This window comes from Nocardioides sp. NPDC004968, from assembly GCF_040608935.1.
Lineage (GTDB): Bacteria > Actinomycetota > Actinomycetes > Propionibacteriales > Nocardioidaceae > Nocardioides.
On the sequence record NZ_JBEXJF010000006.1, the window covers coordinates 66,895 to 80,051 of the forward strand.

At 69.6% G+C, this 13,157-nt stretch carries 14 protein-coding genes; 11 read left to right on the top strand and 3 right to left on the bottom strand.

From position 1 onward, the window contains the following. Positions 1–43 precede the first annotated feature (43 nt). Positions 44–2,524 (bottom strand): MMPL family transporter, encoded by a 2,481-nt coding sequence (locus tag ABZU72_RS09215; protein WP_355018559.1) that lies wholly within the window; start codon positions 2,522–2,524, stop codon positions 44–46. 137 nt (positions 2,525–2,661) lie between these two features. Between ABZU72_RS09215 and ABZU72_RS09220 the strand changes: the two genes are divergently transcribed. From ABZU72_RS09220 to ABZU72_RS09230, 3 genes are read left to right on the top strand one after another with little or no spacing between them, the layout of a single operon-like run. After that, a complete protein-coding gene (locus ABZU72_RS09220; RefSeq protein WP_355018560.1) occupies positions 2,662–3,240 on the top strand; it encodes a TetR/AcrR family transcriptional regulator in 579 nt (192 codons plus the stop codon). A 60-nt stretch (positions 3,241–3,300) separates the two neighbouring features. Further along, complete coding sequence (locus tag ABZU72_RS09225; RefSeq protein ID WP_355018561.1) at positions 3,301–3,777, top strand: isoprenylcysteine carboxylmethyltransferase family protein; 477 nt, start codon at positions 3,301–3,303, stop codon at positions 3,775–3,777. A gap of 10 nt (positions 3,778–3,787) precedes the next feature. Then, entirely contained in the window at positions 3,788–4,084 is a 297-nt protein-coding gene (locus ABZU72_RS09230; protein ID WP_355018562.1) for a GNAT family N-acetyltransferase, read from the top strand. Here the strand turns inward: ABZU72_RS09230 and ABZU72_RS09235 are convergent, their stop codons facing one another. Further along, a complete protein-coding gene (locus tag ABZU72_RS09235; protein ID WP_355018563.1) occupies positions 4,085–4,996 on the bottom strand; it encodes a hypothetical protein in 912 nt (303 codons plus the stop codon). Positions 4,997–5,133: 137 nt separating this feature from the next. Here ABZU72_RS09235 and ABZU72_RS09240 point away from each other — a divergent pair, with 137 nt between their 5' ends. Next, entirely contained in the window at positions 5,134–6,795 is a 1,662-nt protein-coding gene (locus tag ABZU72_RS09240; RefSeq protein ID WP_355018564.1) for an FAD-binding dehydrogenase, read from the top strand. 10 nt (positions 6,796–6,805) lie between these two features. On the opposite strand, the gene ABZU72_RS09245 is transcribed toward ABZU72_RS09240, so the two are convergent. Then, positions 6,806–7,129, bottom strand: a complete 324-nt coding sequence (locus ABZU72_RS09245; RefSeq protein WP_355018565.1) for a multidrug efflux SMR transporter — start codon at positions 7,127–7,129, stop codon at positions 6,806–6,808. 84 nt (positions 7,130–7,213) lie between these two features. On the opposite strand from ABZU72_RS09245, the gene ABZU72_RS09250 reads away from it, so the two are divergent. The 7 genes from ABZU72_RS09250 to ABZU72_RS09280 all read left to right on the top strand — a co-directional run bounded on the left by ABZU72_RS09250 (position 7,214) and on the right by ABZU72_RS09280 (position 13,052). Continuing rightward, on the top strand, positions 7,214–7,765 hold the full coding sequence (locus ABZU72_RS09250; protein WP_355018566.1) for a TetR/AcrR family transcriptional regulator: 552 nt from the start codon (positions 7,214–7,216) through the stop codon (positions 7,763–7,765). Positions 7,766–7,788: 23 nt separating this feature from the next. Beyond that, positions 7,789–8,496 (top strand): YoaK family protein, encoded by a 708-nt coding sequence (locus tag ABZU72_RS09255; RefSeq protein ID WP_355018567.1) that lies wholly within the window; start codon positions 7,789–7,791, stop codon positions 8,494–8,496. 10 nt (positions 8,497–8,506) lie between these two features. Then, positions 8,507–9,193, top strand: a complete 687-nt coding sequence (locus tag ABZU72_RS09260) for an NUDIX domain-containing protein (protein WP_355018568.1) — start codon at positions 8,507–8,509, stop codon at positions 9,191–9,193. Between the two features lie 283 nt (positions 9,194–9,476). Next, positions 9,477–10,592 carry an ABC transporter substrate-binding protein gene (locus tag ABZU72_RS09265; RefSeq protein WP_355018569.1) on the top strand — a complete coding sequence of 372 codons (1,116 nt, stop codon included), beginning with the start codon at positions 9,477–9,479 and terminating at the stop codon, positions 10,590–10,592. 2 nt (positions 10,593–10,594) lie between these two features. Then, positions 10,595–11,428 (top strand): ABC transporter ATP-binding protein, encoded by an 834-nt coding sequence (locus tag ABZU72_RS09270; protein WP_355018570.1) that lies wholly within the window; start codon positions 10,595–10,597, stop codon positions 11,426–11,428. Then, a complete protein-coding gene (locus ABZU72_RS09275) occupies positions 11,428–12,237 on the top strand; it encodes an ABC transporter permease subunit (RefSeq protein WP_355018571.1) in 810 nt (269 codons plus the stop codon). Before ABZU72_RS09270 ends, ABZU72_RS09275 begins: the two co-directional genes overlap by 1 nt. Beyond that, positions 12,234–13,052, top strand: coding sequence for an ABC transporter permease subunit (locus ABZU72_RS09280; RefSeq protein ID WP_355018572.1), 819 nt, complete (start codon positions 12,234–12,236; stop codon positions 13,050–13,052). The genes ABZU72_RS09275 and ABZU72_RS09280 overlap by 4 nt, the downstream gene beginning before the upstream one ends. The last annotated feature ends 105 nt before the right edge of the window (positions 13,053–13,157 follow it).

Genomic DNA, 13,157 nt, shown 5'->3' on the forward strand with positions numbered 1-13,157 from the left:
AGCCGAGAGTGGTCCATAGGTCACTCTCAGCTTCACAACCTCCTCAGACGCCGATCCGTTCGCGTCGCACGGTGTCCTCCGACGCAGCGGCAGGGCCGTGGGCGCGCTCGAGCCCGGCGCCCTCGACGTCCACGTTCGGCAGGATGCGGTCGAGCCACTTCGGCAGCCACCATGCGGAGCGGCCGAGCAGGTGCATCAGCGCCGGCATCAGCAGCATCCGGACGATGAACGCGTCCAGCAGCACCCCGAGCGCGAGCCCGAAGCCCATCGAGCGGATCATCACCGACTCGGCGAAGATGAACCCGCCGAAGACGGAGACCATGATCAGGCCGGCGGCGATCACGACCGAACGTCCGGCCCGGAAGCCCTGGGCGACGGCGATGCGGGCCGGGGCGCCGTGGACGTACGCCTCCCGCATGCCGGAGGCCAGGAACAGCTGGTAGTCCATCGCCAGGCCGAAGAGGATCCCGACCAGCAGGATCGGCAGGAAGCTCAGGATGGGGCCGGTGCTGTCCAGGCCGATCCACTCCGCGCCGATGCCCTTCTGGAAGACCGCGACCACGACGCCGTACGTCGCGAGCAGCGAGAGCACGAAGCCACCGGTCGCGATGAGCGGGACCAGGATCGAGCGGAAGACCAGGATCAGGATCAGCAGCGAGAGGCCGACCACGACGGCGAGGTAGGGGAGGAGTACGTCGTTGAGGCCCTGCGACACGTCGATCGCGACCGCGGTGGCGCCGGCGACGCCGAGCGTGATGTCACCGTTGACCGCCGGCATCTCCCGGATCGCGTTGACCAGCTCGTTGGTCGAGACGCTGTTGGGGCCCTCCTCGGGGACGACCTGGAAGGCCGCCGTGCGCCCGTCCTCGGACACCGCGACAGGAGCCACGGCGCGTACGTCATCGAGGTCCGCCAGCGCCTTGGCGACCGTCAGCTGGGATCGCTGGATGCCGGCCTCGTTGAGGCCGTCGGGCAGCTCGGCGGCGACCAGCAGCGGGCCGTTGGCGCCGGCACCGAAGCTGTCCTCGGTGATCGTGTAGGCGGTCTTGGCCAGCGAGCCCTCGGGCTCGGAGCCGCCGTCGGGAAGGCCGAGGCGCATGTCGAGGGCGGGGACCGCGAGGGCGAGCAGGGCGACCACAGAGGCGACGACCGTGACCAGCGCGCGCCAGGTGGGCATCGGCGTGGCGTGGGCCTCGGCCGCGTCCTGCTTGGCGACCTTCTTCCGGGCGCGCTTGGAGACGATGCGGCCACCCACGAGGCCGAGGATGGCCGGGGTCAGGGTGATCGCGACCAGGACGGCGATCGCGACGCAGGCCGCGCCGACCGAGCCCATCAGACCGAGGAACGGGATCCCGGTCATGTTGAGGGCGACCAGTGCGACGATCACGGTGGAGCCGGCGAAGACGACCGCCGTGCCGGCGGTGCCGTTGGCGAGCGCGATCGACTCCTTCACGTCGGAGCCGTGGAGCAGCTGCTTGCGGTGCCGGTTGAGGATGAAGAGCGAGTAGTCGATGCCGACAGCCAGGCCGAGCATCAGGCCCAGGATCGGGGTCATCGAGGCCATCTGCACGACGCCGGAGAGGGAGAGCGCGCCGAGCGCGCCGATGCCGACTCCGGTCAGCGCGGTGACCAGCGGCACGCCGGCGCCGATGATCGTGCCGAGCATGACCAGGAGGACGATCGCGGCGACGCCGACGCCGACGATCTCACCTGGACCCATCGGGTTGGGCGCCTCCTGGGAGATGTCGGAGGAGACGCCGATCTCGACACCGTCGATCGGGTTGTCGGTGAAGTGGTCGACCGTGGCCTTCTTGGTCTCCTCGGACATCTCCAGCCGGCCGACGGAGTAGGCGACGTTTACCAGGGCGGCCGAACCGTCCGCGGAGACCATCCGGATCTCCTCGGAGAGCTCGAGCAGATCGGCGCCGTTCTCGGCCTTGGCGGTGTTGGCCTCGAGGTCGGCGGCACTGTCGTCGAGCTTGGACTGCTGCTTGTCGAGAGCGGCCTGCTGGGCGTCGATCTGCGTGGTCGGCATCCCGCCGGCCTGCAGCTGGGCGCGGGCCTTGTCGATGTCGGCCTGTGCCTTGTCGAGCCTGGCCTGGGCGCTGTCGAGCTGGGTCCGACCGGCCTCGAGCCGGGCCTGGCCCTCGGTGACCTTCTCGGCCTGCGCCTTGCGCTGGGCCTCGGTCTGGAACGGGTCGGTGACCGCGGCGACGTCGGGGAGGTCCTCGGCGCTGGTGATCAGCGCCCGGATCTCCTGCTTCTGGGTCGCGCTGAGCGGGGTGCCGTCCTCGGTCTGGAAGGCGATCGTGCCGGAGCCGCCGGCGAGGTCGGGCAGCCCCTCCTGGAGCTCGTCGACCACCTCGGACGAGGGCAGCCCCGGGATGTCGAAGCTGGTGGTGAGCTCGCCTGACCAGGCGACGTACGCCCCGGCGGCGCCGGACAGCGCCAGCACCCAGGCAAGGATCACAAGCCAGGCGCGGCGCGCGGCCGACTTGCCCAATCGGTACAACAGCTCCGCCATGACGGCATCCCTCCGGTAATACGCAACGGTGCGTCCAGTTAATCACCTGTACGCCGATGGACAAGGGTTGCTGAGCGAGTGATGTGTCACACCTGTGCCGTGGCCAGGAGATGCCACGGGCTCTTAGGATGCCGTTCATGCCAGCGTCAGCAGGAGTGCGCCGAAGAGGTGCCGTACGCAGCGAGGAGGCTCGCATGGCGGTCCTCGACGCGACCGGGCGGCTCTTCGCCACCCAGGGCTACGACCACCTCACCATCGAGGGAATCGCGGCCGAGGCCGGTGTCTCCAAGCAGACGATCTACCGCTGGTGGTCCTCGAAGAGCGCGGTCGTCGCCGACGCCCTGATCGAGGACCTGCTGCTGCCCGACCACCCGGTCGTACCGGACACCGGGGACATCCGTGCCGACCTGATCGCCTGGATGCAGAGCCTCATCGACCTCGTCGCCCAGCCCGGCAACGACGGCCTCGTCCGCTCGCTCGTCGCGGCCGCCTGCGAGAACCCCGACATCGGCACCCGCCTCAACGACGCGCTCGGCATCACCGCCACCGTCTCCACCCGGATCGAGGCGGCCGTCGAGGCCGGCCAGCTGCCCGCCGATCTGCCGGTCAAGGAGTTCGTAAGCGCCCTGGTCGGTGGCTTCGTGCTCCACTCCCTCGAGCGCACCGAGCCCGCTCCGGACGTCGCCGAGCGCCTGGTCCGTGCGCTCTTGCACTGAACTTCTCTTTACCCAAGAAAGAGGGGTACGGACCTCCGCTGCCGGGCTACGGTGTGGGGCATGCCGAAGGTGCCGCCGCCCGTCTACGTCGCCGTGGGCCTGGCCGCCCAGCATCTGCTCGCTCGGGGCCGCCGACCGACCGTCGTGCGGTCCGTCGCGGCCGGTCTCCTCGCGGCCGGCTCGGTCTGTGTCGCGGGCGGAGCCGCGCGGGCGTTCAAGCACAAGGACACCACGTTCAACCCGCTCGAGCCCGAGGGTGCGACCGCGGTCGTCACCGAGGGGCCGTTCCGCTACACCCGCAACCCGATGTACGTCGGCATGGCCGGTCTCCTCACCGCGCACGCCGTTCTCCGCGGTGGCTGGCTTCCGCTCGTCCCCGTCGCGGCCTTCGTCGCCGTCATCGACCGCACCCAGATCCCCGCCGAGGAGCAAGCCCTCTCATGGAGCTTCGGCGACGCGTACGACTCCTACCGGAGCGCCGCGCCCCGCTGGCTCGGCCCGCGCCGCGGCCCGCGTACGTCCTCGGCGGGTGGGTGAGAATAGGGGCGTGAGCGAGATCGAGTACGTAGAGAACCCGGCCAGGCATCGCTACGAGATCCGTGACGGCGAGACCGTTGCGGGGCTGGCGGCCTATCGGCTGCCCGACGACGAGCATGTGGACTTCCTGCACACCGAGGTCAAGGAGGCCTACAACGGGCAGGGGCTCGCCTCGAAGCTGGTGGCGTTCGCGCTGGCCGACGTGAAGGCGAAGGGGAAGCGGATCATTCCGCATTGCCCGTACGTCGCGGGGTGGCTGAAGCGGCACGGCGACGAGTACGCCGACATCACCGACTGGCCGGCCTGATCAGAGGGAGTCTGCCGACTTCCGCGGCTCCAGGCCGAGCTTGGCCAGGGGAGTGCAGGTCATGTGGGCCGAGGGCCAGGTCTGGCCTCGGGAGGAGCCGCGGGAGTAGAGCCTGGCGCCCGACTGGTAGGTCACGAAGAACTCGTCCCCGACCTCGGCGACGCCCTCGGCCAGGTTGGGGAGCGACTGCACGGCACGGGGCCGGATCGTGACTCGGTCCTGCACGACCAGCTGACTGCGTCGGGCCGGGCCGCGGTTGACGCTGAAGACGTACTCCTCCTCCCGGACCACGACGCCCTGGGTGCCGACGGGGGTGCGTACGCCGATCGGGGTCTTGATCTGCCAGGTGTCGTCTTTGCGGATGTACTTGTAGAGGCGGTTGTTCGCGTGCGACCCGACGTAGAGCAGGTCCTTTGCGGCGGCGAGGTAGGAGCCGGCGGCGAGCGCGACCAGCGGGGAGACGGTCGAGACGGTCGAGAGCGGCTCGGCGTGGACGATCTGGGTCAGTGAGTAGCGGTAGAGGCGGGGCGGGTTGCCCTCGCGGCACACGTAGACCTCGTCGCCGATGACCGCGACGCCGCCGGCGTTGACCGGGCCGCTGACGCTGCCCTTCGGCCCGCCAAGATAGACGGCGTTGATGAGCTCGCCCGACGGCCGGTCGACCAGAGCCAGCGCGGAGCCGAGCTTGTCGCCGTGGTAGCCCTGCAGGAGCAGTTCGGCCTCGGGGGAGTACGCCAAGCCCTGAGGGACCCAACCGTGGTCCTCGTCCCCGGTGAGCACCCCGGCGGTGGCGATGTGCGGGATCAGCGGACCGAGTCTGCTGCCACTACGGCCCAGCCAGGTCTCGGTGCGGTCGATGCCGCGTTGGACCCACTTCTGCTGCCTCTTGGCCATCACCTTGGGGTCGATCACGATCAAAAAATCTATCCGCTCGGACACCGATCGGCGGTCGCTTCGGGGCGCGAGTCCGACAACTGTCCACCTGACGGAACGGTCGGGCGACAGGTTCCATGTACTCGCGGGTAGTTATGGTGGCAGGATCTGCCTACATGACGAAGCACGCCGACGTGATCGTGGTAGGAGCCGGCCTTGCCGGCCTGGCAGCAGCGGCCGAGGTCGCGGACGCCGGAAAGAGCGTTCTCCTGGTCGACCAGGAGCCCGAGCAGTCGCTGGGCGGTCAGGCCTTCTGGAGCCTCGGCGGGCTCTTCCTCGTCGACAGCCCCGAGCAGCGCCGGATGGGGATCAAGGACTCACCCGAGCTGGCGCTCCAGGACTGGATGGGATCCGCCCAGTTCGACCGTGACGAGGACCTGTGGCCGCGACGCTGGGCCGAGGCGTACCTCGACTTCGCGGCGGGCGAGAAGCGGTCCTGGCTGCGCCAGATGGGCCACCGGATCTTCCCGGTCGTCGGCTGGGCCGAGCGTGGCGACGGCCGCGCCGACGGCCACGGCAACTCCGTGCCGCGCTTCCACATCACCTGGGGGACCGGGCCGGGCGTGGTCGAGCCGTTCGAGCGGCGGGTGCGCGCCCACGCCGACACCGGCCGGATCACCTTCGCCTTCCGGCACCGCGTCGACCATCTCGTGGTCGAGGACGGGGCCGTCGTCGGCGTACGCGGCAAGGTGCTCGAACCCAGCGACATCGAGCGCGGCCACGCCTCCTCGCGCACGGAGGTCGAGGACTTCGAGCTCAGCGGCCAGGCCGTGATCGTCACCTCCGGCGGCATCGGCGGTGACCACGACCTCGTCCGCAAGCACTGGCCGGCCCGCCTCGGCACTCCGCCGAAGTCGATGGTCTCCGGCGTCCCGGCGCACGTGGACGGCCGGATGCTCGCCATCACCGGAGCCACCGGCGCCAAGATCATCAACGACGACCGGATGTGGCACTACGTCGAGGGCATCCGCAACTGGGACTCGATCTGGGCCAACCACGGCATCCGGATCCTGCCCGGCCCCTCCTCGCTGTGGCTGGACGCGACCGGCAAGCGTCTCCCGGCGCCGTTCTTCCCCGGCTTCGACACCCTCGGCACGCTCAAGCACCTGCGCCAGACCGGCTACGACTACTCCTGGTTCGTGCTGACCGAGAAGATCATCAAGAAGGAGTTCGCGCTCTCCGGCTCGGAGCAGAACCCCGACCTGACCGGCAAGGACCTCAAGCTGCTCGCCGAGCGGGCGCGCAAGGGCCCCGGCCCGGTGAAGAGCTTCATGGAGCACGGCGAGGACTTCGTGGTCGCCGAGAACCTCACCGCGCTGGTCCACGGCATGAACGGCCTCGCCGAGAAGGACCCGACCGGCCCGCAGATCAACGAGAGCGAGCTGCGCCGGATCCTCGAGGCCCGCGACCGCGAGATCGCCAACAACTTCACCAAGGACGCCCAGATCACCGCGCTGTACGCGGCCCGCCACTACCGCGGCGACAAGCTGCAGCGCACCGCCAAGCCCCACCGGATCCTCGACCCCGAGGCCGGCCCGCTGATCGCGGTCAAGCTGCACATCCTCTCCCGCAAGACCCTCGGCGGGCTCGAGACGGACCTGTCCGGCCGCTGCCTGACCGCCGCCGGCACCCCGCTTCCCGGGCTCTACGCGGCCGGCGAGGTCGCGGGCTTCGGCGGCGGCGGGATGATGGGCTACAACGCGCTCGAGGGCACGTTCCTCGGCGGTTGCCTGTTCTCAGGACGTACGGCGGGCAGGGCCGCGGCGGCCGCGGTCTGACCCGATCGGCTCAGTGGGCGCCGGAGAGGTTCAGCCCGATGACGCCGACGACGATCATCGCCAGGAAGCCGGCCTTGGCGGCGGTGAGGTGCTCCCCGAGGAACATCACGCCGATGCCGGCGACCAGCGCGGTGCCGAGGCCTGACCAGATGGCGTACGCCACCGAGACCGGCATCCGCTCCACGACCACCGAGAGCAGCCAGATCGAGGCGCCGTAGCCGGCCAGGACGGCGACCGACCAGCCGAGGTTGCGGAAGCCCTCGGTGCGCGGGAGCAGCGCGGTGCTGACGACCTCGATCGCGATGGCGGCGACGAGCAGAATGGCGGCGTACATCTTCGGGTCCTCCTGAGGCGCATGTAGCGACTGCTACATCATGCCAAATGTAGCAGTCGCTACATGTTGGGCATAATGCTTTTCATGGACCGCAAGGAGGAGCTCCTCGGGCAGGTGGTCGACCACGTGCTCGAGCGCGGGCTGATCGGGCTGACCCTGCGTCCGCTGGCGGCGGCGATCGGCACCAGCGACCGGATGCTGATCTACCACTTCGGCGGTCGCGACGAGCTCGTCGCCGCGGTGGTGGCCCGCACCAACGAGCTCTCGGTCGCGGCGGTCGCGGCGCTGGAGCCGGCCGATGACGTACGTGCCGGGGTGGATGCGCTGTGGCGGGCCTACCGCACCGAGCCGCTGCACAGCTGTCTGCAGATCTACCTGCAGGCGGCCGCGACCGGGCTGATCGGGATGGAGCCCTATCGCTCGGTCGTCCGGGAGACCAACGAGCTGTGGTACGCCGCGCTGCGCGACTACATCACCGCCTGTGGCGCGCCGCCCGAGCGTGCCGGCCGGATCGTCACGCTCGTCGACTCGTCGCTGTTCGGCTTCCACCTGGATCTGGCCACCGACCGGCCGGACGAGCTCGCCGCCGGTGTGGCCGATCTCGCCGCGGCCGCGGGAGCGATCGCCGAGGGCTGATCGAGGTCCGGCACAATGCGCGGGTGAACTCGCTGCTGAAGACCATCCCCGCCGACCGCATGCATCTGTGGCTGATGCTCGTGCTCACCTTCACCACAGGCATCAACGACGCCGTCGGCTACCTCGGTCTGGACAAGGTGTTCACCGGCAACATGACCGGCAACGTGGTCATCCTCGGCATGGCGCTGGTCGGCGACACCGGCCTGCCGGTCCTCGGGCCGGCGCTGGCTCTGGTCGGGTTCATGGCCGGCGCCGCGCTGGGCGGGCGGGTGCTGAAGGCCGACAAGCAGGCCTGGAGCGCGCGTACGACCATGCTGTTCTCGCTGGTCGCAGTGGTCATGCTGGTGTTGGCCGGGCTGCTCTTCGTCACCGGCGACGAGCCCTCGAGTGCGGTGATGATCACGACCACCACGCTCGCCGCGGTCGCGATGGGCACCCAGGCCGCGGCCGCTCGCCACATCGCGGTCAAGGACGTGACCACCGTCGTCGTCACCAGCACGATCACGGGCCTCGCGGCCGACTCGCCGATCGGCTCCGGCAAGGCGTCCTTCCGTGGCGGTGGCACCGCGCGGCGCGTGATCACCGTCCTGCTGATCCTGCTCGGTGCCTTCGCAGGCGCCGGCATGCTGCTGTGGCACACCGGCGGCGGCCTGCTGCTCGCCGGCATCCTGATCGGGCTCGCCACCATCCTCGGCGCCTGGCACGCCCGGGTGCACCGCTCGATCATCTAGGGTCTGCCACGTGGAGTGCCCCAAGTTCGCCGTGAGCGTCGATCTCGTCGTGCTCACCGTTCGTGACGACGCGCTCTGCGCCCTGGTCGTACGCCGCGGCATCGAGCCGTTCGTCGGCGCCTGGGCGCTTCCGGGCGGGTTCGTCCTCGACGACGAGGGCCTCGAGGAGGCGGCGGCGCGCGAGCTCGCGGAGGAGACCGGCATCCGGCCGGGCAGCGTCCATGTCGAGCAGCTGGCGACGTACGGCTCTCCGGGGCGGGACCCGCGGACGCGGGTCGTGACCGTCGCCTATCTCGCGCTGGCGCCCGACCTGCCGGTGCCCGCTGCGGGTTCGGACGCGGCGGACGCCCAGTGGTGGCCGGTCGACTCGCTCCTGGCCGGCGGCGGCCTCGCCTTCGACCACGCCGCGATCCTGCGTGACGGCGTCGAGCGCGCCCGCTCCAAGCTGGAGTACTCACCGCTGGGCGCGGCGTTCTGTGCCGAGGAGTTCACCGTCGCCGAGCTGCGCCGGGTCTACGAGATCGTCTGGGGCGAGCGCCTCGACCCCCGCAACTTCCATCGCAAGGTCACCAAGACCGAGGCCTTCCTCGAGCCCACGGGCACCACGACGACCCGCGACGGTGGCCGGCCGGCTCAGCTCTTCCGCCGGGGCTCCGCCGAGCACCTGCACCCACCGCTGCTGCGGCGTACGACCTGACGGTTTGGTCACCGAAAGGTCTCGAGCCGATCACGAACCGATAACGGCGGATCCGGTGTGGCAGACCGCACACGCGACGCGTCCGAGCGCGTCGGGTAACTAGACAACAGCCACGGCATTCTTGTCCAGCGGACGCCGTGTCTCGGGACCGTACGCCCCGTTCGAGAGTTTCGTCTTGAAAGGGTCGTTACAACGCCGAAACGCCAGTGCCAGCCCCTGAAACCTCCGCTCGCTACGGTCCCCGAAACCTATGCGTGACACTCCTCGAAGGGAACTCGTTTCGATGTCTACCCCCGCCTCTCGGACCTCGCGACGTAAGTCAGTTCAACGCCGGGCCGCCGCGGCCCTCCTGACCCTGGTCGCCGCCACCACCCTGGCCGCCTGCGGCTCCGACTCCGAAGAAGGCAGCAGCGAGGAGGGCTTCGGCACCATCTCGATGCAGTACTCCTGGATCAAGAACGAAGAGTTCGCCGGCGAGTTCTACGCCGAGGACAAGGGCTACTACGAGGAAGCCGGCTTCGACGCTGTCAACGGCATCTCCGGCCCCGACACCGGCGTCGCCAAGCTGCTCTCCGGCAAGGTCCAGGTCGCCATCAACGACGCCGCTTCGGTCGGCTCCGCGATCGCCGAGCAGGAGGCGCCGCTGAAGATCATCGGCGCCACCTTCCAGAAGAACCCGTTCACCATCCTCTCGCTCAAGGACGGCGGCAACATCGCGACGCCGGCCGACCTCAAGGGCAAGAAGATCGGCGTCCAGGACTCCAACGTCAACGTCTTCAAGGCGATCCTCGCGGCCAACGGCCTGGAGGAGAAGAAGGACGACATCACCGTCGTCCCGGTCGAGTTCGACCCGACGCCGCTGATGAAGGGCCAGGTCGACGGCTTCATGGCCTACCTGACCAACGAGTCCATCACCGTCGAGCTCGCCGGCCACGAGGTCACCAACCTGCCCTACGCCGAGAACGGCGTGCCGTACGTCGCCGAGACCTACACCGTCACCGACCAGTACCTCGCCGAGAACCGCGACCTTCTCAAGGCGCTCCTGACCGCCGAGATCAAGGGCTGGACCGAGACCTTCAAGAACCCCAGCGACGAGGTGGTCAAGGTCGTCACCACCCACTACAACCAGGCGGCCAGCGACTCCGACGGTCTCGAGGCCAGCTTCGGTGAGCTCGACCCGGTCAAGACCAAGCGTGGTCTCGAGGAGTCGCAGAAGCTGATCTCGACGCCAGAGACCGAGGAGAACGGCCTCTTCACCATCTCCGAGGAGCTCCAGCAGCAGACCGTCGACTCGCTCGCCGCCGCCGGCTGGGAGATTTCGGTCGAGGACCTCTTCGACACCTCGATCATCGACGAGATCTACGAGGAGAACCCCGAGCTCAAGGACTACCTGAAGTAGTCATGACTCAGGACAAGCTCATGGATGCCGGTGCTCCCACGGCGGAGACCGGTGGCGGCACCGGCATCCACATCTCCGGAATCAGCAAGGTCTTCGGCTCCGGGTCGAAGGCCGTCACCGCGCTCAAGGACACCGAGCTCCACACCGACCAGGGCTCGTTCCTGGCCCTGCTGGGGCCCTCAGGCTGCGGCAAGTCGACGATCCTGCGGATCCTCGCGGGCCTGGAGACGCCGACGAGCGGAGAGGCGTACGTCGACGGCAAGGCTCCCGCCGAGCTGCGGCGTGACTCCGAGCTGGGGATCGCGTTCCAGGACCACGCGCTGCTGCCGTGGCGCTCGGTGGTCGGCAACATCAAGCTCGTCTTCGAGGTCGCCGGGCGGCGTTCCGACATGTCCTACATCCGCGAGCTGATCAAGCTCGTAGGGCTGGAGGGCTTCGAGAAGGCCCGCCCCGCGCAGCTCTCCGGCGGGATGCGGCAGCGGGTCTCGATCGCCCGGGCGCTCGCGCTGAAGCCGTCGGTGCTCCTGCTCGACGAGCCGTTCGGCGCGCTGGACGACATGACCCGGCAGAACCTCAACCTGGAGCTGCTGCGGATCTGGACCGAGAAGCCGGCGACCACGCTGCTGGTCACCCACGGCGTGAACGAGGCGATCTTCCTCTCCGACCGGGTCGCGGTGATGTCACCGCGACCGGGCCGGATCAAGGAGATCATCGAGGTCGACCTTCCCCGGCCGCGTACGCCCGAGATGATGCGTACGCCGGAGTTCCACGCGCTGGCCGACCGGGCCTCCGAGCTGCTCTTCGGTGATGACGGGCGTGCCGAGGCGGAGTCTTGATGCGACTGAGTCAACAGCTGGGTGGCTGGTTGGCCGGTCTGATCGGCGTGGTGACCCTCTTCGTGCTGTGGGCGGTCGTGGCCGTGGCCGGGTTCCCGCCCGACCCCGGCACCGGGTTCACGCCGGTGCCGCCGCCGTGGACGGTCCTATCCGAGATGGCCGCCGCGGGCCCGTCGGCGTTCTGGGACGGCGTGCTCCGGGAGACGCTGATGGAGGCATCGATCGGGTTCCTCTGGGGCAACCTGATCGCCCTGCTGCTGGCCTCGCTGGTGCTGCTGGTGCCGTGGCTGGAGCCGATGATCATGCAGATCGCGGTGACGACGTACTGCCTGCCCGTGGTCGCCGTGGGCGGCATCTCGATCGTGGTCCTCGGCGGCGCCGAGCAGCCCGGTGACCCGTCGAAGACGTCGATCTTCCTGGCCGCGCTGATGGTCTTCTTCACGACCGTCGTCGGGGCCGTGCTCGGGTTCAAGTCGGCCGATCGCGCCTCGCTCGACGTGGTGCGGGTCTACGGCGGGTCGGTGTGGACCCAGCTGGTGAAGGTACGCCTCGTCGCGGCCGTGCCGGCGATCCTCAACGCGCTGCAGATCGCGGTGCCGACCGCGATCCTCGGTGCCGTGCTCGGCGAGTACCTCGGATCCACCGACCGTGGCGTCGGGCGCACGCTGATCGTCCTGCAGGGCAAGCCCGACCCGGAGCGGCTCTGGGCCGTCTTCCTGGTCTGCGCTCTGGTCGCTCTGGCCGGCTACCTGCTGCTGGGGCTGGTTTCGCGTCTGGTGACGCCGTGGGTCGCTGGGAGGTCCGGATGAGGTCGGGTGCCAAGGGTCTGTCGCGGGGTCTGTCGCGGGCGGTCCTGGGGCCGGTGCTGCACACCGTCGCCGCGCTGGCGATCGTGGTCGTGCTCTGGCAGGCGTTCGTGTCGTTCTCCAGCGTCTCGGAGTTCGTCGCCAAGGGGCCGCTGGACGTCCTCGACCACCTCTTCACGGGGCCGGACGCGGCCGCCCACCGGGCGGAGCTGTTCCCGCTGACCTGGGTGACCCTGAAGGACGCCGCGCTCGGCTTCCTCGCCGGGATGGCGCTCGCGGTGGTGGCGGCGGTGCTGTTCAACCTGTCGCGTACGGTCGAGGCCGGCGTGATGCCGCTGGCGCTGCTGCTGCGCTCGATACCCCTGGTCGCGATCGCTCCGGTGGTCATGCTGATCACCGGCCGCGCCTCGACAGCATCGGTCGTGGTGCTCGGGATCATCGTGGTGCTGTTCCCGGCGCTGGCCGCGGTCCTGTTCGGCCTCTCGCAGGCCTCGCCGCAGTCGCTGGACCTGGTCGCCGTCTACGGCGGCTCGCGACTCACCGCGATCCGGAAGGTGTCGCTGCCAGGCGCGCTCCCGTCGATCTTTGCCGCCGCCCGCGTCTCGGTGCCCGGCGCCGTGACCGGCGCGCTGCTGGCCGAGTGGCTCTCGACCGGCAAGGGCATCGGCGGCAACATCCAGAAGTTCCCCGCCGCCGCCCGCTTCGACGACCTGTGGGCAGCCGTCGCGATCATCACCGTGGTCACCCTGGTGCTCTACAACCTCGTCCAGCTCCTGGAGTCGGTCGCGCTGGAGCGGATGGGGATGACGACCCGGTAGCGCCGAGGCGTCACGTACGTCGCGCGAAGCGTCACTCCCGTCGGCTGAGTGGGCAATCTGATGCCAACTTGGCCGACGTACGTGACGCCTCGGCCGACGGGGGTG